The organism is Ahniella affigens, assembly GCF_003015185.1.
GTDB lineage: Bacteria > Pseudomonadota > Gammaproteobacteria > Xanthomonadales > Ahniellaceae > Ahniella > Ahniella affigens.
The window spans coordinates 729092-750431 of the sequence record NZ_CP027860.1; the positions used below are offsets into that span (position 1 = coordinate 729092).

The 21340-nt window shown below is 60.8% G+C and carries 16 protein-coding genes; 9 read left to right on the forward strand and 7 right to left on the reverse strand.

Annotated features, from left to right (window positions below; all coding sequences use genetic code 11):
- Positions 1–6: 6 nt before the first annotated feature.
- The 7 genes from C7S18_RS02630 (at position 7) to ruvB (ending at position 7507) form a co-directional block, all read left to right on the forward strand.
- Complete coding sequence (locus tag C7S18_RS02630; RefSeq protein WP_146151726.1) at positions 7–570, forward strand: hypothetical protein; 564 nt, start codon at positions 7–9, stop codon at positions 568–570.
- Complete coding sequence (locus tag C7S18_RS02635) at positions 567–1163, forward strand: ankyrin repeat domain-containing protein (RefSeq protein ID WP_106890084.1); 597 nt, start codon at positions 567–569, stop codon at positions 1161–1163. The genes C7S18_RS02630 and C7S18_RS02635 overlap by 4 nt, the downstream gene beginning before the upstream one ends.
- A complete protein-coding gene (locus C7S18_RS02640) occupies positions 1160–2467 on the forward strand; it encodes a vanadium-dependent haloperoxidase (protein WP_106890085.1) in 1308 nt (435 codons plus the stop codon). The genes C7S18_RS02635 and C7S18_RS02640 overlap by 4 nt, the downstream gene beginning before the upstream one ends.
- Positions 2468–2735: 268 nt before the next feature.
- Entirely contained in the window at positions 2736–3476 is a 741-nt protein-coding gene (locus C7S18_RS02645; protein WP_106890086.1) for a LytR/AlgR family response regulator transcription factor, read from the forward strand.
- The gene (hemC, locus tag C7S18_RS02650) at positions 3473–4390 is read left to right on the forward strand and encodes a hydroxymethylbilane synthase (RefSeq protein ID WP_146152092.1); all 918 of its coding nucleotides are present in this window, start codon (positions 3473–3475) and stop codon (positions 4388–4390) included. The genes C7S18_RS02645 and hemC overlap by 4 nt, the downstream gene beginning before the upstream one ends.
- Positions 4391–4583: 193 nt before the next feature.
- Positions 4584–6470 (forward strand): potassium transporter Kup, encoded by a 1887-nt coding sequence (locus C7S18_RS02655; RefSeq protein ID WP_106890088.1) that lies wholly within the window; start codon positions 4584–4586, stop codon positions 6468–6470.
- On the forward strand, positions 6470–7507 hold the full coding sequence (gene ruvB, locus C7S18_RS02660; protein ID WP_106890089.1) for a Holliday junction branch migration DNA helicase RuvB: 1038 nt from the start codon (positions 6470–6472) through the stop codon (positions 7505–7507). Before C7S18_RS02655 ends, ruvB begins: the two co-directional genes overlap by 1 nt.
- 326 nt (positions 7508–7833) lie before the next feature.
- Here ruvB and C7S18_RS02665 read toward each other — a convergent pair whose 3' ends face one another.
- The 7 genes from C7S18_RS02665 to C7S18_RS02695 form a co-directional block, all read right to left on the reverse strand.
- On the reverse strand, positions 7834–8259 hold the full coding sequence (locus C7S18_RS02665) for a type IV pilin protein (RefSeq protein ID WP_106890090.1): 426 nt from the start codon (positions 8257–8259) through the stop codon (positions 7834–7836).
- A gap of 14 nt (positions 8260–8273) precedes the next feature.
- Positions 8274–12026 (reverse strand): pilus assembly protein, encoded by a 3753-nt coding sequence (locus C7S18_RS02670; RefSeq protein WP_106890091.1) that lies wholly within the window; start codon positions 12024–12026, stop codon positions 8274–8276.
- Positions 12027–12046: 20 nt separating this feature from the next.
- Entirely contained in the window at positions 12047–12661 is a 615-nt protein-coding gene (locus tag C7S18_RS02675) for a pilus assembly PilX family protein (RefSeq protein ID WP_106890092.1), read from the reverse strand.
- Positions 12662–12672: 11 nt separating this feature from the next.
- Positions 12673–13944, reverse strand: coding sequence for a PilW family protein (locus C7S18_RS02680; RefSeq protein ID WP_106890093.1), 1272 nt, complete (start codon positions 13942–13944; stop codon positions 12673–12675).
- Positions 13941–14465 (reverse strand): type IV pilus modification protein PilV, encoded by a 525-nt coding sequence (gene pilV, locus C7S18_RS02685; protein ID WP_106890094.1) that lies wholly within the window; start codon positions 14463–14465, stop codon positions 13941–13943. Before pilV ends, C7S18_RS02680 begins: the two co-directional genes overlap by 4 nt.
- Positions 14456–14986 (reverse strand): GspH/FimT family pseudopilin, encoded by a 531-nt coding sequence (locus tag C7S18_RS02690; RefSeq protein WP_170113461.1) that lies wholly within the window; start codon positions 14984–14986, stop codon positions 14456–14458. Before C7S18_RS02690 ends, pilV begins: the two co-directional genes overlap by 10 nt.
- A gap of 471 nt (positions 14987–15457) precedes the next feature.
- Positions 15458–18490 (reverse strand): WD40/YVTN/BNR-like repeat-containing protein, encoded by a 3033-nt coding sequence (locus tag C7S18_RS02695; protein WP_106890096.1) that lies wholly within the window; start codon positions 18488–18490, stop codon positions 15458–15460.
- A 339-nt stretch (positions 18491–18829) separates the two neighbouring features.
- Here C7S18_RS02695 and C7S18_RS02700 point away from each other — a divergent pair, with 339 nt between their 5' ends.
- Positions 18830–20872, forward strand: coding sequence for a carbon starvation CstA family protein (locus C7S18_RS02700; RefSeq protein WP_106890097.1), 2043 nt, complete (start codon positions 18830–18832; stop codon positions 20870–20872).
- Complete coding sequence (locus C7S18_RS02705) at positions 20863–21045, forward strand: YbdD/YjiX family protein (RefSeq protein ID WP_106890098.1); 183 nt, start codon at positions 20863–20865, stop codon at positions 21043–21045. The genes C7S18_RS02700 and C7S18_RS02705 overlap by 10 nt, the downstream gene beginning before the upstream one ends.
- Positions 21046–21340: the final 295 nt, after the last annotated feature.

Below are 21340 nucleotides of genomic sequence, written 5' to 3' on the forward strand. Positions count from 1 at the left end.
CGTGCCATGACGACCCGCATTGCTTTGATCCTGTTCGTAATGGCTGCAATCTGGCCATCGGCTCACGCCCGATGCGTGCAGCAGGCAACCAGCCTGCGCCTGGAGGTCCTGAAAACAGAGTCGTGCCTTTGGGCGAAATCGGCCAAAAAGCCGATCGTGACGGAGCTCCGCGAGACGCTGACAAATGTTGGTGATGGCGACATCATTTTGGAACTGCGCCGGCCTCCAACCCTTCGGTTCAGCGTGTCAATCGAGGGTGGCGGTAGCGGAAATCTGGCGATTGTGCCGCCGCCACCGGTGTTGCACAGTTCGGATGATCCGTGGTTTGCACCGCCGGAATCGATCCGGCTCGCGCCCGGACAAAGCACGGTTTTGGCCGTTCACATTACCGAACTGATGCGGGTTCTGCCCGAGAAGAAGGTGTCCTATCGATTGGGCGTCACCCACAACTATCCCTGGCGGCGACCAAATGAACCTGAGGGCCAGGCATTTCGCCTGCGTCAGGAGGAGGGCAATGCCAAGCAGAGTTTTCGTGAAACAGTATGGTTTGAAGGAGTTCGACTGCAATGAACAGACGTTTCTGGCTGCTTTGGATGTGCATCATGTCGGGCACCATCGTGCCATTGAGTTATGCCGCATCGACGTCGATTGCGGCCAATGCGCGCCCGGCGCGCACCGCGGCGCAGGAACTCGTGGATGCCGCGGCGAGTGGCGACATGGCCACCGTCAAGCGATTGCTCGATGCGGACACGCCCGTGGCGAGTGCGATGCCGTTGACGGCAGCCCAGGCATTGCATCACGCGGCTGCAAACGGTCATCTGAGCCTGGTAGATTTGTTGCTGAAGCGCGGTGCTCCGGTGAATGGCGAGGACGCCGACGGGGCGACCCCGCTGATCTATGCCGCTTACGCGGGCCGAGTCGAGGTGGTGAAACGGTTGCTTGCCGCAGGCGCGGCGGTGAACCATGTGCCCAACCGGCAAGTCCATGCGCTGAATGCGGCGATGATGTCTGGCTCGTTGGACACCGTGGTCGCATTGCTGCACGCGGGCGCCGATCCAAAGCTGCCCGATCAGTTTGGCAAGAACGCGCTCCAATACGCCGCGCAGATTCATCGCACAGACCTGCAGGCCGTGCTGGCCGTCGACAATAAGGCAACGCCATGAACCGTTTCCGTATCGTGCTGAGTACGCTGATGTTGCTGTTCGCAATGGGGGCGACGGCTCAGGAGCATCTGGATCTGGAGCCGATCATGACGGCAGCGGACCCGCCGAGTCCCGAACCGGTGCCACGGGCTGAGTCCGTGTTCCATGATCACACCGAAGCCGATGCCGACGCCGCGGTGCTCATTGAGTCATGGCAAACCGAGCCGGCGAGTCTTGGTTGGACCCGCATTCAGATCGCCCGGCACATCAAACACAAAGCCATGCCGACGCGCGCCGCACGTGGGCTCGCGTTGGTGCATGTCGCGATGCACGACGCCTATGTGCGGGCACCAAATTTGCCGTTGACCCGACGATTCGCCCTGTCCCAGGCCGCGGCGGACGTTCTCAGCTACTTGTATCCGGCGGAAGAAGACGCGTTTCAGCGGATCGTCGACCAATTGATCGATCGCCTGGGCGGCGACACGCCGCCGGCTGACATATCGCTTGCTCAAAGAATAGGTCGAAACGCAGCGCAAACCGTGATTGCGCGCGCCGAACGTGATGGTGCCCAGCGCGGCTGGAACGGTTCGCGGCTGCAATGGTACGGCGATGCGCGCCAATACCAGCCCGGCACTTGGGAGCCAACGGGTCCTTACTTCTACTACCCGCCGGATGAGCCGTTCGCACCAAAATGGAAACCCTGGATCCTGACCAGTCCAGGCCAGTTTCGCCCGCCACCACCGCCCGCGTTTGGCAGCGACGACTACCTCCGGGCCACCGAAGAAGTGTTGGCCGTCAACGCCGCGCTCACGCCCAAGCAGCTGGAAATTGCGAAATACTGGGTCGATGGCCATGGCTCTGCCACGCCCTCCGGACACTGGAATCGGCTGGCAATGGAGGAGGTCAAGGCTGCGAAACTGGATGAGCCGACGACCATCCGCCTGTTTGCCGAGCTGAATATCGCCCTGGCAGACGCCTTCATTGCCTGCTGGGATTCGAAGTACTACTACTGGACCATCCGGCCGACAACGGCGGCGAAGCGATTGCTGGGCAAACCCTTTACGCCGCCAATCCTGACACCCCCGTTTCCGTCCTACACCTCCGGCCACGCGACGTTCAGTGGCGCCGCGTCGCGGGTTCTGGCGCGATACTTGCCGAACCGCGCCAAAGCGTTGGATGCCATGGCTGAAGAAGCAGCACAATCGCGGCTCCTCGGCGGCATCCATTTCCGCTTTGACAATGATCAGGGGTTGATCTTGGGACGCAACATTGCCGCGTGGATCGGTGAGCAGGGCCTCCACCCGGTACCGATTGACGAGCAATGAGGGCGCCATCAGTTTGCCGCCGCCCGCCCGGACGCCCCTGCGGGCGCGGTCGGCGTCAATACGTGCCGCCTCAGATCAAACCCGCACGCCACGATCGAATACCTGGCAGCCGGGTGCACGATTGTCAGGGCGACGCGGGCTAGAGCGATTGCCGGGACGTGCTCTCGGTCTCGCTGTAGGAGCCGGTCATCGGTCTTGACCGGGCGGGGAGTTTCACTTGCGCGGCTGAGTGACCATAATGGCGGCCTGTTGCTGAGCCGCACCGCGCATGAACCTATACATCGTCGACGACGAATTCGCTGCCCGACTCCGAATGCGGACGTTGATCCGTGAGCTGGACGATCGCAGTCTGCAGATTCTGGGCGAAGCGGATCGAGGCGATCAGGCTTTGGCCGAGATAGAGCGCCTGAAACCTGACGTGGTGTTGGTCGATATTTCGATGCCCGTGATGGACGGACTGGAGTTGGCGCGGCATTTGTCCGGACTCGAGGTGCCACCAGCGGTGGTGTTTGTGACGGCGTACGATGAGTTTGCGTTGGCCGCTTTCGAAGCCAAAGCCATCGACTACGTCTTGAAGCCAGTTCGCGTTGATCGGCTGCGCCAAGCCTTGGACAAAGCGGCGCGCTTCAGTCCCGAGCGCGCCCGTGAGCTGACCGCGGCAATTGGCAAGCCGCGTTCACGTTCACATCTCTGTGCGCGCGTGCGCGGCAACCTAAAGCTCGTGCCCGTGCGCGACGTCGTCTACCTGATGGCAGAAGACAAATACGTGGCGGTCTACAGCGACCACGGCGAGATCCTGCTTGATGAATCCTTGAAGAACCTGGAAGCCGAGTTCGAAGGGATTTTCGTGCGCCTGCATCGCAACTGCCTGGTGGCCGCTGATCGGCTGACCGCGATCGAAAAAAGTGCCGAGGGCGACTACGTGGCCAGAGTGCGCGGCGTGGACCGGACCTTTGAAATCAGCCGACGTTGCCTGGCCAGCGTGCGAGCGGCCGCGAGACAACTCTGATGACCCTGACCATTGCCACCAGACAGAGCCCGCTGGCGCTCTGGCAGACCGAATTTGTTGCCGACCAGCTGCGCGCCCTGCACCCAGGGCTGGAGGTTCGGCTATTGCCGATGAGCACCCGCGGCGACCTGATCCTGGATCGCTCACTGGCCGCGATTGGCGGCAAGGGTTTGTTCCTCAAGGAGCTTGAGGAGGCCATGCTCGCGGGCCAGGCCGATTTGGCCGTGCATTCCATGAAAGACGTGCCCATGACCTTGCCCGAGGGCTTTGAGCTCGCCGCCATTCTGGAGCGTGCCGATCCGTTTGACGCGTGGGTGAGCAACCGGTATCCGCGGTTCGCCGACCTGCCCGTGGGCGCCGTGGTCGGAACCTCCTCACTGCGGCGGCAAGTGCAACTCAGGTCGGTGCGACCGGATCTGGTCCTGAAAGACTTGCGCGGCAACGTCAATACCCGGCTTCGGAAGCTGGATGACGAGGAGTACGACGGCATCGTGCTCGCCGTGGCCGGATTGGCGCGTCTTGGATTTGACGATCGGGTTGCTGAGCGCCTGACGCCGCCGCGAATGTTGCCAGCGGTGGCACAAGGCGCGATCGGTATTGAGATTCAGAGCGCTCGGGCCGATCTGCGCGCGCTGCTTGCGCCGTTGGGCCATGATCTGACGACGCGATGTGTGCTCGCGGAGCGCGCGATGAACCGGCTTCTGGAAGGCAATTGCCAGGTACCGATTGCGGGGCATGCAGCGGTCGTCGGTGACCAACTGCACTTGGCTGGCCTCGTCGGGGCTTTGGCCACGCAGACTGTGATCCGTGCCGAGGCGACGGGCGCCCTGGATGCGCCGGAAATGCTGGGCGAGCGTGTCGCTCAGGATTTATTGGCACAGGGCGCCGCAGCGTTGCTTCGCAGTGCGCACTGACGGGTGCGGAAACCGCGCGCGAACGCGTGTGCCGGTCGTTTCCAGCGGCTTTCGCGCGCGCCCGCAACACTCTGCAACACCCGGCGCGAGCCAGTTTTGGGCGTTAATGCGTTGATCGCCCTTTATTGGAGTCGCATTTCCATTCGATCTGGCTACACTACGCGCCTTTTCCGGCACGGGCAGCGAAAGCCGCATGGCCAACGCACATACTGAGCAAAAAGGCGCTGCCCTCCTGGCGACGGCGGTGGCCGCGATCGGCGTCGTTTTTGGCGATATCGGCACCAGCCCGCTTTACACCATGAAAGAGTCCTTCAGCGGCTCGCATGGGATGCCGATTTCCGAGACGAACGTGCTCGGCATTCTGTCGCTCGCCACCTGGGCATTGATCCTGGTGGTTTCGATCAAGTACGTGATCTTCATCATGCGCGCCAACAACCGCGGCGAAGGCGGCATCATGGCGATGATGGCCCTGGCGCTGCAGTCGGTGGGCGAGAATCGCAACTTGCGTCGGGTCATTGTGACCCTAGCCATTTTTGGCGCGGCGCTGTTCTACGGCGATGGCGTGATCACGCCTGCCATGTCGATTCTCGGCGCAGTCGAGGGCATGAAGGTGATTGCGCCTGAGTTTGAGCGCTACATCGTGCCTGCGACGATTGTCATTGTGCTCGGTCTGTTCGCGATGCAGCGCTCGGGTACGGCCGGCGTTGGCCGAGTATTCGGGCCGATCATGACGATCTGGTTCTTGGTCATCGGGGTACTCGGTCTGGTTGAGATTCTCGTTGCGCCGACTATTTTGCGGGCGGTCAATCCTTGGTACGGCGTGCTGTTCTTCTTGGCGCATCCGCTGATTTCGTTTGTCGCTTTGGGTACCGTGGTGCTGGCCATTACCGGTGCGGAAGCGGTTTACGCGGACATGGGCCATTTCGGCATGAAGCCCATTCGGATTGCTTGGTTCGTCTGGGTGTTTCCGGGCCTCTTGCTGAACTACTACGGTCAAGGTGCGCTGCTGCTCAATGATCCGACTGCGGCCGCAAACCCCTTCTATTTGCTAGCACCCGATTGGGCGCGCATCCCCTTGCTGATTCTGGCCACCTGTGCCGCCGTCATTGCGTCGCAGGCCGTCATCTCCGGGGCATTTTCGGTGACCCGACAAGCGATCCAGCTCGGCTTTGCGCCGCGCATGCGAGTACTGCACACGTCGGACGAAACTGCGGGCCAGATTTTCGTGCCCTGGGTCAATCGCTTTCTGCTGATTGCGATCATCCTGACGGTCATCGGCTTCCAGAATTCGACCAATCTTGCTGCGGCTTACGGCATCGCCGTCACCGGCGCCATGCTGATCGACACATTGCTGGCGTTGATCGTGGCGGTGAATCTCTGGCGCTGGAGCAAGCCGCTCGCGATCCTCGCTGGCTTCGTATTCATCAGCATTGATCTCGGCTTCTTCCTGGCCAACGCAATCAAGATTCCGCACGGCGGCTGGTATCCACTGGTGCTCGGCGCGCTGGTGTTCCTGTTCATGACGACCTGGCGCAAGGGGCGCGTGTTGATCGGCGCCAAGATGAAGGCCGAGGGCCTGTCGCTCGCGCCGTTCATTTCGTCGATCGCCGCGCATCCACCGTTGCGCGTGCCGGGCAGTGCCGTGTTCATGACGACGAGTCTGGACTCCGTTCCGCACGCGCTGCTGCACAATCTGAAGCACAACAAAGTGCTGCACGACCGCAATGTGCTGCTCACGGTGGAAGTGCAGGAAATCCCCGTAGTCGACAAGGGCGACCGCCTGATCATCGAGGCGCTGGGCAACGAGTTCTATTCGATCAAACTCCGATTTGGGTTTGCCGAAGACCCGAATGTGCCCCGCGTGCTGGAGTCCTGTGAGGCCTGTGGTCTGCCGTTTGACATGATGGACACCACGTTCTTCCTCAGTCGGGAAACGTTGGTGCCGACCGCCGACAAGGGCATGCCGTTGTGGCGCGACAAGATCTTTGCATTCATGCATCGCAATGCCGAGCCGGCCACCGCGTACTTCCAGATTCCCGGCAACCGCTTGATTGAACTCGGAACCCAGGTGGATATCTGATGGCCGACCACCGCCTGACGTCGGCCAGCGCGACCCGCGAGGATGACGTCGTGGAAGCGACCATCCGACCCAAACGGCTGAGTGAGTACCTGGGCCAGCAAACGGTTCGCGAGCAGTTGTCGATCTACATCGAGGCAGCGCGCGGGCGGGGCGAACATCTGGATCACGTGCTGATCTTTGGTCCGCCAGGGCTTGGCAAGACCACGCTCTCGCATGTCATCGCCAACGAGTTGGGCGTCAGTGTCCGCCAGACGTCGGGGCCAGTGCTGGAGCGTGCCGGCGACTTGGCGGCGTTGCTGACCAATCTGCAGCCGCGCGACGTACTGTTCATCGACGAGATTCACCGTCTGTCGCCGGTCGTTGAAGAAGTGCTGTACCCGGCGATGGAAGACTTTCAGATCGACATCATGATCGGCGAAGGGCCTGCCGCCCGTTCGATCAAGCTCGACCTGCCGCCGTTTACCCTGGTTGGCGCAACGACGCGCGCGGGTCTGTTGACCGCGCCGCTGCGCGATCGCTTTGGCATTGTGCAGCGACTGGAGTTCTACACGCCTGCCGAGCTGACGCAGATCGTGCAGCGCTCCGCGCGCATTCTGGGTATTGCCTGTAACCCCGATGGGGCGGCCGAAATCGCCCGCCGCGCGCGTGGCACGCCACGCATTGCGAATCGACTGTTGCGTCGGGTTCGGGACTTTGCCCAAGTCCGGGGGGATGGCGACATCACGCAAGCCATTGCAGATGCTGCGATGGTCATGTTGAAGGTCGATCATGAGGGCTTTGATGCCCTGGATCGGCGCATGCTCAAGATCATGATCGAGAGCTTTGACGGCGGCCCCGTTGGCGTTGAGTCGTTGGCGGCGGCATTGAGCGAAGAGCGCGGCACAATCGAAGACGTGATCGAGCCATACCTCATCCAACAAGGATTTCTGATCCGCACCGCGCGCGGCCGCATGGCCACGGCCAAAGCGTATCGACATTTCGGACTCGCCGCGCCAAAGCCGCAGGAGTCGGTCGGGGATTTGTTCGGGGACGGCTAGGGCGCGGGCTCGGCTTAAGCCGTTCGGGTCGCGCAAATCCATTCGGTGGCCGGGACAGATCAGGTAACGACAGTCCAGGGGCGGTGATGCATCTGACTTGTTCGGGTTGGTGCATCCACGCGCGCCTTCGGTGCGACCGGTGCGTCATCCAATCAACTTATGGATGCTTGAAGCAAGCCATCTGCGAGTCTGGCCATCAGGGATCGTTGCTCTCGTTCCGGTACCAGATCACACCCTCGGCATACTGGTGCCGATCGCCGAATTGAGTCTCCCAAATGAAAGAGCCGCACATTGGTGCGGCTCTTTCAGTGACTACAACGGCTGAATTACCAACACGGTCCGTTCGTTTCGGAACCTGATTGCGTCTTCAGGCCAGTACTCGACAGCACCAATCGCTCACATGCATCGTCGACTTGAATGCCTGCCGGCGAAGCACGCAACGTATAGCTCTGATTGTTGCCTGACGGTCCGGCAGCGACCGAAACGGTGTAATAGCCATTATCAGAATCGAGTGACGTCATCCCGAGACCCGCTGGAGGTGCTGCGGTCAGGTCCTGCGCGTAACGATTGAACTGGGTGTAAAAACGCTCTTGCTCCGCAGCGACGCGGATCAAGACATTCTGCCCATCGGCACGGCGCGCCCGAAACGTGTACTGGGTGTACGACGGATAGGCGATCCCCGCAAGAATCGCCATGACGATCAACGCCACCATCAGCTCGATCAGCGTGAACCCATACTGAGAATGCTTCATGTTCTGGCGCTCCGTTATTGCGGATTGAGTTCACGCCAGTAGCGTCGGCGCCACTGGTAATCGATCACGACGATGCACTGGCCGTTTGCCGATGATACACAACCGCCGCCCGTGCCATCGTTGGCATTACCCGGCAAAACGATTTCGGCCAAACCGCCACCAGGGAGTGAGATGGGCGTGACTGCCGGCAGGACATCAGAGAATTTCTTGCCGACTGCACCGGTCGTATCAGAGGAATTGATTTCACGATCGCCATTCGTATCAAATGCCGGTCCGAGCAAGGAACTGTCCGTGTAATCCAGAACGCCGTCATTGTTGCTATCGATACCCGCAGCAAACGTACCCGGCGCGCCGCCGGTCTGGCCGTCCAGGATCATCACCCAACTATCAACGGCCGGCTGGCATGGGTCATCCGATTTCGGAACGAGCGTCGTGAAGATGACCGACCGATCGACGTTTCGGAACACCGGTGTCGTAATGCTGCGTTCGCCAGCAGCTGGGAGATTGACGTACCAGCCCACCTTGGTGGACGGAATCTGGTTGGTGCTCGCGGTGCGCAGGTTGCCCGACTCCGTGATGGTCTGTTGCGTCAGCTGGGCTTGAGTAATTGGGTAGCTACCGGCCTTGCCTTGGTCAAACAAGCCATAGAACGATTGCTGACCGCCCGAGCCCGGAACGCGGTCTGCGGGTTCGAGATACTTGCCGGTACCAAACATCACGACAAATGCGCGCTTGGCCTGCTCATAGCCCGTGCCCATGATGCGCGGTTGCACGGTGATAGCCTGGCCCGCCGGAGCATCAAAGAATTTTACGACTGACCAACTGGCCGGGTTGGTGTTCTGGAAATCAAAGCGCCACAAATCGCCGTTCAGATCGCCAGCGAATGCCAAGTCGGTGACTTCGGTGTAGTCGCCGCCGGGAAGCGGGTTCGTGTCGCCATCGATCGAATAGTCACCTGCCATCGGCGTGGTCAGACCCTTGGAGCCTGAACCCAGATCAAACTTGCGCAGTACCGCACCGTCACGGAGTCGCAACACGAACAGCACCGCATTGCCGGTTCCGATCGCCGTATCTGTCGACTCGCTGTTATAGCCACCCGGGACCAATGCGGCCCAGTCGCCATTCGGCATGCGCGTGATCAGCGGGTTACCAAACGTGAAGCCCAGATCGGCGCCCCCGGCGGAGGTGTCGTTGAACTCCCACAAGACTTGACCTGCCAAGCCCGATTCGCCGGCTGGATTGGCGTTGGTAATGTCGAGCGCGTAAACGCTCTGCCCACCCAAGCGCATGGAGCCAACCAGAATCTTCCGCCAAGAGCCGTTGATAAACGCATCGCGGATCGAGGGCGGCGCGTCCACATATGACTGGAAGTCGACGGTGCGATCGTCAGTCAGCTTATTCAAGTTGGCAATCGCCTTATTCGGCACATAGGCATAGCGCTCGCGGCCAGTCGCACGATCGAACGCGTGCAGCATGCCGTCATTGGTGCCCACGTACAGCAAGTCATTTGGAATCGGTTGGTAGCCCGCACCGCTTTGGAACAAGCGCTCCGCCGACGTGGGCTCAAAAGCCTGGTTGATCATGCCCGGGCCGGCGCGTTCTTTGATGAAGTAGGTCTCGCGATATTCCGGAATCACCGCGAACGAGTTGACCGCCGAACCGAGCAGATTGCTGCGATTGCGGAACGTACCACCTTGGCTCTTTTCGCGACTCCGCACGCCACGGATGTAATCGACCCGCTGCGAACCCAAGCTGTCGTTTGAGCCGGAATAAGGATTCAGATTTAGGGCGGTTTGGTCAGCGCTACTCAAATTCGCCCACCGGAATTGACGACCAGCGCCGCCGCTAAATGTGGCGATCAGGCGGGTATTCGGATCCTGGGCCGCAACCGTCGGGCCACCAGCCATGTCCGCGCACGGACCACCGGTCAACAGGCAGTTCGCCGCCCAAACGACCGTACCGTCCGCATTGCGCGTGGCAATGACTTTGCCGCTCCAATCCGACGAATCAAACGTCGTCTGGTAGCGAATCGTGTCCGGCAGTACCAGCCCTGAAGAGAATGAAATCGACGTGTTCTTGGCTTGGCGGCGTTCGACGGAATTGAAGACCTCGCCGAGCGCATTGATCAGTTCGGCTGGGTCGCGAACGCTATAGAACTCACCGCGACCATTCAGCGCCGCATGCCAGGTGTCGTCCACCTTCTGCGTATTGGCGGTGTCATCGTCTTCCCACCACGGCCACGTGTAGGTGCCGGTGCGCAGACCTGTTAATGCCGACGGAAACGGAATCGTGCCGCCAATACCAAATCCGACGATGTATTGCGTGAGGTGCTGCCAAGTGGCTGGATCGTTTGCCGGATTCCAATAGATTTCCTGCTTGTTGCGGGGGTCTTCGCCGGCACCCAGCGCGGATTCCGAACCGGTTACGCCGATCGTCAGATCTTCCATTGCAGCGGGAACATTATTGGTCAAACTTGGACGCAGGTCGCGCGACCAATAGTAGAACGCACCATCAGCCAAGCCGTCATCGGTGCGCGAGTCCTGCTTCGAGTACGCAAACGTATGGGCCGTATTCGGCGTGAAAGACTTGCCGTCCGGAAGCGTGAACGTCACGTTATCGTAATTGCCGGTAATGCCGGCCGTGCTGTTCCAACCGCCGTCGGTGATTAGCAGGTGGTAGTTCTGACGACACGAGAGCTCACGTCCACCGGTAGCTGGAGGCAGCAACGGCTCGTAATACGGGTTGGTCGTATTCAAGTCGTTGTTGGTATTGTTGCCGCCGCCAAAGTAGTTGCCCATTCGCTGCAGGGCAGCACGGTTCGGTGTGCTACCAGAATGCTTGGTTCCCATCAAAAAGCTGAACAGGTTCGTGCGCTGGGTCGTACCAGTCTTGATGGAAGAAATGACCTTGTCGTTGTTCAGCTGATTTGCGTTGAGGTTCTGCCAGACCACGCGGAGGTTCTGCTGCGTGTCGAACGTACGGGTCAGTGCCGTGCGCGCCAGAAAATTGCGCAGACGGTAGTAGGAATACCAGTTCGCAAAGTTCGTCTGCTGCGTGGCACTTGCCGTAGTCATATCCACCGCAACATAGTTCGCGTTATTGTAAACCTGCGAACCGTTGTTCGGATCGGACCCGGTAAAGCGGTAGTAGAAGGCCTTGTTGCCGAACGGGAAGACGCGGTTGCGCGTGGCATTGCCCGTACAGCCGGTACTGGCCGTATTGTTATGGCTAATGTACTGCGGGTCATTGAACGACGCGCCCCAGTTGATTCGGTAGGCGCTGGAGAGGTTGCGAGTAGTCGTTTCGGTGCCCAAGAAGTTGTCGATGCCGTCTTCCCAGGCGTTGGTGAACGACGACGCCGCCAAACTAGTGCCGTCGGCCTTCTTCGGCGGATCGTAGGTAATGTTCGGATTGTAATAAAGCGGGTTACCGGACGACGAGTACACCCAGTTCGCGTCGCGCCACCAGCAGCGGGTGTCAATGGTGTCGCCAGCGGTCGTGCTCGGGTTGCTATCCGGGTAGTCCGGCACAAAGGCTCTGATCGGGGCCGAGTCATCGTCCGCTTCGTCGGGGATATAGCCGAGCTCCATACTGCCGGAGTCGTCGAAAGTCAGCGCGAAGTTGGCTTCGACTGACGAGTTCAGAAACAGCGGCGTTTTCGAAAGGGTCAATGGCACGGCAAGCGATGCCGAACTGCCAACCAGACCGACAAAGGCGCCCAGGGTCAGAGACAGGCCCAAGGCTTTAGATGGATGAAGGCGAGACATAGTGTCCTCCTGAGTTGACTTTAGTCGGCGGCAACGATGGTGAAGGTGCTTTCAGCGGTGCGAACCACATTGTCGGAGCCGCCCGTACTTCGTCCCGTAATTCGGTAGTAACGCAACACGCTATTGCTGCCGCCACCGCCAGTCGTTGCACCACCAAGTCCGTGCGATTCGCCTGGGATGAAGCGGGAGCTGCCCGATGCGGCCACGCCCAGCACTTCGATCATGAACGCGGGGACCCTGGTCATCGACTGGTAATCAGAGCTCGAAATTGGGTTGCTACCCACACTGCTCTGGCCTTGATAAGGCCTGCCGGCAGCGACCCAGCCCGAGCTGGTGCGGAAATTCCGGATATCGGTGCCCGCCAGATTGGAGGATTCCGGCGTGGTGACGAACGAGGTGGCACCCGGCAGCAGCGGTACCGGGCTCGAAACAGTGTAGTCGAAGATCCAACGCTCGCCATTGCGAAGCACGCTGTCCGCGCCACCTTCCGCAATTGACTCGTTGCGCGCAGCGCCCGCCATCTTCTCCTGCATGACGGACCCGCTCATCGCAATTATCGTGGTCATCGTTATGACGAGGATCAGCATCAAACCGATCGCCAGCGCAGCGCCTTGGGGTTTTCGCTTGATTTGCATTGAAGACTCCTTCAAATCCCAAAATTTCTGACCGTGACCGTGGTCCGGAATTCGCGGCGGAACAGCCGGCCGCGCGGCAAACCAGAGGGCAGGGTGCCAGGCGGCGCGACTTCGATTTGGTTGTCGAACGTGAACGAATAGCGTTCGGTCTCAGACGGCGCATTGTTGTCAACCGAATTCATCAGCAGCGACACATCGATCGCGACGACGGAGCGCCAGCCGCAACCGGGCTCCATCGCGCGCACCCCAACCGGGAACGGTTGGCACAGTGCCGTGTTCATGCCTTGAACCTGTTCTGCCGTGAGATACCGCGTTTGGCCATTGACGTCTTCGATGGCATAGCGGAACTCCAGACGCTCGACACCGTCGGCGATGATCTGCGCATTGCCGTTGACCTGTCGAACGAGAGAGCTAATGCGTCGACCCGGTGTTGTGCTGTCGTTGCGGATCTGCAAATAGTAGGTCGATGTGATGAAGTTGCGTGTGAAGTTGAATACGCGTGAGTCGGCTCCGCGCGTGAAAGCACTGATGTCATTGTGCGCGGTAGGCGAATCGTCGGTCGTATCGTTCGGCGTGATCGCGACGCCAGCAGCCGCGGCCTCAAAGACCTGAGCATTGTTGCAGTCAGAGATCATGGCCAAATCACCCGCGACAAATGCCAGTGTGCCAGCGGTGGCATTGGTGGTGTACGTGTTGTTCAGCGCAATGGCTGCCGGACCGCCTGCATAGTCTGCGCCAATCGGCACACCAGGCGCAGCAAGGTACCGAACGGTCAGCACATCCGCACCCGCCGCCCGGTTGCCGGCGGCCGTGCCTGCTGCGGGCGGAGTTGGTGTGGCGCCACCGAGCACATTCAACGCCGGCACGCAGGCCGAATTGGTCGTGCACTCGTGGCCTTGCATGAAGAACCGCGTGCTGATCGGGTAAGGCTCGGCGTCGGCAACGGGTTGCAACCCTTTGATCGCCGCGCGCGTTGGGAAGCCGTAAAGCATCCCACCGTCGGCGTACACCATCAGCGCGCGATGTCGGTTATTGCGGCCGACTGGCGCGATGTTGGCGAGCGTGGCGCAGTATTGCGCGCCGGTCATGCGCAGGTCGCCAACAATTCGCGACATCGCAAAGCGGCCATTTTCTTGCAGTCGCTGCAGGCTCTGCTGGGTGGTGTTCGAACGGGTCGTGCGCGCTACCAACTGGGTCAGCGCAAATATGACCAGGACACCGAGCGTCATCGCAATCATCAGTTCGATCAGCGAGAAGCCGTTATGAGGACGAATCGGTTTCATGGATTGAACACCCAGTCAAAGCGGCCGAGACGCGTGCCGGTATTGCCGCCGCGCATGTTTGATTCCGTGACTTCGCCCCAGGTCACGACCACCGTACACAGACCGCGGGGCGTCGGGCGCACGCCCACCGTGACCGGCGGAGGGGTCAGTGCGCAGTTGATCGTTGCCGTGCCATTTGGCAATGAGCGACTCAAAAACTGGGCAACCACAGCCATGTCATAGGTGGCCAGCTGGCTAGTGCTGCAGCCGCCGCTGCAATCATTGGATGGCGCTGCCGTTGCCGAGCTCAATGTGCCGGTGTACTGATTGTCGATGACGCCTTGTGGATTGGCTCGCATACGATCCTCCAGCATCGTGGCCGCCAACGTCGCCTGAGTGCGTGCCGTGGAGATGTTCCCGGCGCGAATAGCGACCGACATGGCGCCCGCGAATCCAATCAATGCAATCGAGAACACGACGAGGGCAATCAGCACCTCAAGGAGCGAAAACCCCACATTCAATTTTTGTAGTCTTACGTGCATGGCGTCACCGATCCACTTTGAACTTCGGCCCGACCACTCAGCGCAACCGCCACGCGGCGGCAGTGCGCGGCGTTACCGTCGGGCGTACGCAACTGAAACAAGAGGGTCTGATTGCCTGACAGATAGCCGTTGCCACCGTAAAAGACATTGGAAACGGGTCCGGCAGGCGTCGCCGTCAGGGACCAACTGAATCCTTGAACGGCTTCGGGAGCTTGCCGCAACAAGACGTCGGTCCCGTCAACGGTGCCGTTTTGATTGCTATCGGTCGCGACGACCCAGCCGTTGTTCCAACTGCCGCTCACCGGCGAGACGCGAACAAAGCTCGCCAGTTTGACCGCCTCGACCCGGGCAGCGTTGAGGTCCGAAACTAATTGGTTAGCCTGCGCTGCGACGTTCTGGTTCTGGCTGAAAAGCCGAAACGAAGGCAGCGCGATGCCGACCAGAATGGAAGCCACTGCCAACGTCACCAACAGTTCGGTCAGACTGAACCCCGCTGACGCTACCTTGCTTGCTATTCGCATACCTTGTCCTCTGCATCGGTCGTCGCCGGAACACGCGTAGCCCGGCTTCTGATCCGATGGCCGACAGTATTTGCCATTGAAACGGGCAATCGCCGCGGGCCATCGAGCACTGTGCTGATAAACCAAGCGAAATTCCACCACCAAGCCCTGCGCCATGCAATCGAATCCGGCCGTTAGTGACGCGTAAGTCACAGTTTTTCCAAGGCAATCCGACGAGCGGTCGAGGCCCTGGGGCGAGTGGAACGGGGCGATTTGGGCGATCGGTCGAAAATGTCCGACAAGCGGTTTGACCGATTTTGCTGCGGCGCGACGTGCGATTTTTTCAAAACCGATGAAACTGCGGGTCCCCGGCCGGTCGGCCTGAGGGGAGGGCAAGCCCGCTGCAGGTTACTGCAGCGGGCTTTTTGATGGGCGGACCAATCTCACGTCCCGCGTCGATTGGGAAGCCTCAGAGCGTCCCATCAGTTGCCTTCAGGGCGGATAACAGCTTGCCACCGGCGTTTCGGTATTCTCGAAACTGTTCTGTGTCAGCCGATCATCCGGTCTGCACGCCGGCACCCCGACAAAGCGGATCGCGTTATCGGATGCGGGTCGGTAGTTGCCCAGTTCGGAGTTGCTCAAGGACAGCTGCCAGGTGCTTGCGCCCAACCGACGAACCCGGTTTGCCGGCAGCGTAAACCAGCCAATCGAATCCGAATCTCCGGGTACCGAGGGGCCAAAGTAGCGGAACTCCCAGCCGTAGCCGCCATAGGTCTGGCCATGGAACGTGACGTTGACCGTCGCCTGCAGACAGTCCTGGATCTCGAACGTGTGCAGGGCGTCCTGGCGATGGAACGTATCGCCGCTGATCGGTTCGATGTCCTCGCCATACTCGCCGAGCGGCTGGCGCTGTACGTCAACGGACTGGGTGCAGCCGACGCCGCCTGGGCCGGTCCCATTGACGACATCGACGGTTGAGGCGCCGCTCCCACCGCCACCGCCCCGGAGCGCGACGCCGATCGAACCGACATCACCCTGCAGTGCGTCGAGGGTCCCGTCGTTGTTGGAGTCACCATTGTTTGGGCCGCTATTTTCGACCGAATCCGGGATCCCATCATGGTCTGTATCCTGCAACAGGTTTAGCGACCAGACGCCATTGTCGGTCGCGACATGCAGGTAGGAGCCAACATGCGGATCGACCGCAATGGAATACGCTGACTCAGCCGGCAACCCGACGCTGATCGAGTACCAGTGTTGGCCACTATCATCGCTCCGAAACACGGCGCCCGGGTTCGCTTCAAAGCCGCTGCCTACGGCGTACATCAGACTCGGATTGCTCGGATCGATGGCCAAGCCGCGCAGATAGACGCTGTCATTGAGGCCGCGGTCGGTCTCGTCGAACGTCAAACCGCCGTCGGTGCTGACGTAGATCGTCGATCGACTCGAACTGGCAAAGTCCGTGGCAGCCAGAAACACCGTGTTCGGCTGCGTCGGATGAAAGGCGATGGCGGTGATGTCCAGGTAGGTGTTGTTCAGCCCATGCTTTTGGTCCAAGCCATTGGTGATATGGGTCCAGGTCGCACCGCGATCCGTGCTGCGGAATAAACCGCTGTGCAAATCTGCCGGGCTGTTGCCGCTGCCGGGACTCGTATCGAGATACTCGGATCGGGTGCCGACCAGCAGCAGGTTCGCGTTGACGGGACTGACCGCCATGCTGATCGGCACGACTTTCTCGACAATTTCGGCATCGGCGGCACTGATCGGAAAGCCGGGGTTTTCGGACAGACTGACCCAGTTCGTGCCGCGGTTGTCGGATCGGATGATCTGGTGGGAAAAGCGATACTGGCCCGGAATGGGTTGCAGCAACTGACCTTCGGCCAGCGCATAGATCGTATTCAGCGGACCACTCACGCATGGGCCACTGACTGGCGGGCTCGTGCAGGACCGTGGATCGAGTGCGATGGCCTGGACCGAGCCCAGATCGACATAGGTCTGCCCGGACACCACCGGCAGGTCGCCATCGATGTTGGCCCAGTTGGTGCCGTTATCGTCGCTTCGATACAAGCCGCCATTCTGATATGCGGTCTCGGCCACAGCCGGCTTACCGCCCGCGTAGATGGCGGTCGTTGCCTGGTCAGCAATGCCGGTGGTGGGGTCCAGCACCAGCGCGTTCAAGTCGGCGGCACGCAAGCCTTGGTTGGCGGGATACCAGGTTTCACCGCCGCCATCGTCCGTGGCATACAGCGCCGGTGACGAGGGCGACACGTTGTTCTGCGCCGCCATGAGCCGGCTGCTATAGCCGCCGCCCGGTCCGGGCACGGCATAGATCGGATGCGGATGGATCGCCACCTGCGTGATGCGGTTGCCGCCTGGATTCTGGTTGATCGCGCTGCTCCACGGTGGGTTCAGCGAGACATCGACCGGCGGACGGCGGAAAATTCCGGAGCCATCCGTGGTCGCGTAAAGAAACCCGCCAGAACTCGGAAATCCCGGACTTGCCGTCAATTGATTGACCGCCGCCGGAATCGGATTGCCGGACGCGGTGTAAGACGCGTTGGGGGTCAGACCCTGGGAGAAGTGGACGACGTCGTAGCTCGGCGATGGCGTCGCGCTGTACAGCACTGCAAAAACGCCGTCGGCGCGTCCGGCATAGGCCTTGTCAGCCAATCCTGGCACCGGGAACACCGTGCTCGCAGCTAAGCGCTGTGGAAACGGGCTGCCGTATTCGATCTCAGTCCAGGTCAAGCCGTCGTCGGTGCTATGGAGGAGGTAGTAGTCAACCACCGCCCAAACTGTTTGGCCGGCGCCGAACGCGATGGCCTGCACGCCAGGCGTGTAGCCGCGCGCAATGGAGACATCGTGCACCGCCGAGAAGTGTTTGCCGCCATCCGTGCTCCGCCAGATCGAGGCATGCAGCGCGCTCGAGTTCCCCATGCCCACCAGCACGTTCAAGGGGTCGTTATCCTGAAACGCAATCGCGGTCACGTACTCATCGCCCGGCAAGCCATTGCCGATCCGCTCGAACTGGTTGCCGCAATCGGTGGTGCGCCACAGCATGGGCTCGTTCAGAAATCGCTGCGTGCCCGTGCTGAGCAGGAAGGTGCAGCTGCTGCCCGGCTGATCCACCGCCATACCGGGAATGATCTCGTCGGGTAGATCGCCGTCGTAGATTTCCCAGGTCTGCGCGCCGTTGAATGTCCGATATTTGCGGCCGGACGAATCGGCGGTGAACAGGTGATCGGGGGCTTCGGCATCGAGCATCAACGGCAGCGGATAGATGCTGTTCGCGACAATGCCATTGCTGGCCTGAGTGAACGTGGTGCCGCCATCGATGGATTTGAAGACGTTGCCGGCGGTGCTTGCGTACAAGATGTTCGCATTGCCCGGGTGGGGCAGCAGCACGTTGACGGTGCCCCCTTTGGGGCCGCTGCTGGTCCAGACGCCATCGCCAGCATCGACTTCGGCAGCGCCGCCCACGCACAGCGTCGCGGCAAGAATCCAGGTCAGTCGTTTGTGTCGCTGCATGATGCTACTTCTCCCACAGAATGAACCTGAATGCCAAGGCGCTCGGCACGGGCCGTCGTCGCGCTGTGCTTGAACAACCTCAAGACGCCACGCCAAGACAAACGTTCTCACCCCTTGAATCGCACTGGCTATTGCCGATCTGGCAATGCTCAGCGTTCCCGCACACTGGAGCATAACGCCGAAACCATCCGTGAAGGGCCAGACTTGGTCGGTTCCGGTCGGCCGGGTCCTGCGCGCGTTGACGATGAGACGGGTTCGGCGTCTAGCAGGATGCCATTGGCCGCCAGATCGACGCGACGAGCCTGTTACCATCCCGGCTTCATGCCAAGGGAGGGACGCATGCAGCGCATTCTGAAACAACTGGGTTGGTTGGCACTGGCGGTGCTTGGAGCTGGCACGTTGGGGGTGATCGCACTCAATCAAGGTGAACAGATCAATGCGCTCTGGCTGCTGACTGCGGCGGTCTGCGTGTACTTGATCGGCTATCGGTTCTACGCGCAGTTTGTCGCGAGCCGGGTTCTTGGCGTGGACCCCAGTCGGCGCACGCCGGCGCATGTCCGGGAGGACGGCCTTGATTATGTGCCGACGCATGGTGGCGTCTTGTTCGGTCATCATTTCGCCGCGATTGCCGGCGCCGGGCCGCTGATTGGGCCAGTCCTGGCCATGCAGATGGGCTACCTGCCGGGCACACTCTGGATTCTCGTTGGCGCCGTGATCGGCGGCTGCGTGCAGGACATGATCGTGCTGTTTCTGTCGACGCGCCGCGGCGCGCGCTCATTGGGCGACATGATGCGTCTGGAACTCGGCAGTGGGGTGGGGCTGCTCGCGCAGATCGGTATTCTGACGATCATGGTGATTCTGCTCGCGGTGCTGGGGCTCGTGGTCGTCAAGGCACTCGCCCACAGCCCCTGGGGTACGTTCACGGTGGCGGCAACCATCCCGATCGCGTTCTTCATGGGCATCTACATGCGTGTGCTCAGGCCCGGCAAGATCGGTGAAGGCACCATCATCGGTTTGATTCTGCTTGTATTGTCGATCGCTTTGGGCGGCCGGATTGCCGCTGACCCCGAGTGGGGGCCGGTCTTCACGCTCGAAGGCCCCACGCTGGCGTGGTCTTTGATCATTTATGGCTTTGCCGCGTCGGTCCTGCCGGTCTGGCTGTTGCTCGCCCCGCGCGATTACCTCAGCACCTTCCTGAAAATCGGCACGGTTCTGTTACTCGCCGTCGGAATTGTGCTGACGCAACCAGAACTGAAGATGCCGGCGCTGACGCGCTTCATCGATGGCACCGGCCCGGTGTTTGCCGGCTCACTGTTCCCGTTCTTGTTCATCACGATTGCATGCGGTGCGATCAGTGGATTTCATGCGTTGATCAGCTCGGGCACGACGCCGAAAATGCTGGCCACAGAAGCACATATTCCCGGGATCGGCTACGGCGCGATGCTCTGTGAGTCTTTTGTGGCAATCATGGCGCTGATTGCCGCGGCAGCGTTGGAGCCTGGCCTCTACTTCGCCATGAACAGCCCCGCCGCGCTCATTGGCACCACCCCCGATACCGCCGCGGCGGCGATTTCTGCCTGGGGGTTCCAGATCACGCCGGACATGTTGACGCAGACGGCGAAGGATGTCGGTGAGACCACGGTGCTGTCGCGAACGGGCGGCGCACCGACTCTCGCCGTGGCCATGGCGCAGGTGTTTGCGGGGTTCCTGGGCGGGCCAGGCATGATGGCCTTCTGGTACCACTTTGCCATTCTGTTCGAGGCATTGTTCATTCTGACGACGTTGGACGCAGGCACCCGGGTTGGGCGCTTCATGATCCAGGACCTGCTGGGTCGCGTCGCCCCGAGCCTCGGTCATACCGGCTCGTGGGCGGGCAATCTGTTGGCCACCGCGCTCTGCGTCGGCGGCTGGGGGTACTTCCTGTATCAGGGGGTGCGTGACCCATTGGGTGGGATCAACAGCCTGTGGCCGTTGTTCGGCATCGCCAATCAGATGCTGGCGGCCATGGCCATGGTGCTCGTCACCGTCGTCCTGCTGAAGATGAAGCGGGAGCGTTATGTCTGGGTTGGCCTGGTGCCGCTGGTCTGGCTCCTGGTCTGCACGATGACCGCTGGCTGGCAAAAGCTGTTCCATGACGACGTACGGATCGGCTTTTTGAGCCATGCGGACAAGTTCAGCGCCGCATTGGTCAAGGGCGAAGTACTCGCCCCGGCGCAGTCCGCGCAGCAGATGCAGCAAATCATCTTCAACGACTACGTCAACGCCAGCCTCTGCGCTCTGTTCATGACGTTGCTCGCGGCCGTCGTCATCTTGGGGGCGCGCGCCGGCTGGACCGCCTGGAAAGCCAATCACCCAAGTACCCGGGAGGAAGCATGGGCCTGATCCCACGGATCCTGGAAACGCTCCGTTTGATGATCGGGCTGCCCGACTATCAGCGCTACGTGGCCCATTGTCAGGCGCACCATCCGGATCGGCCCGTGCTGAGCGAAGCGGCGTTCATTGCCGAACGGCAGAAGGCCCGCTACGGCGGGTCCGGAAACACGCGTTGTTGTTGAGCGCCGACGCATCCGGTTGATCTGGCAGCAATGCGCTGACGATTCCGTGCCGACAAACACATCGGGCGTCCACCTTGCGGCGGATGCCGAGCTGGCAGTCTGAGGCCAATTATCCCCGTGCCCAGAAGGCAACTCGTTGATCGGAAACAGGTGTTTGCACTGATTGCGCCGATAGAGCAGTGTCTTGCGAGGCAACCATGACCAATGTCACCGGTTACCTCTTGCGCTCAAAAGTGTGCGCTGGGTCGCAAAATGTGACGGCCTGTAACCGTAAAGTTTGGCCATCGTTCTCGAC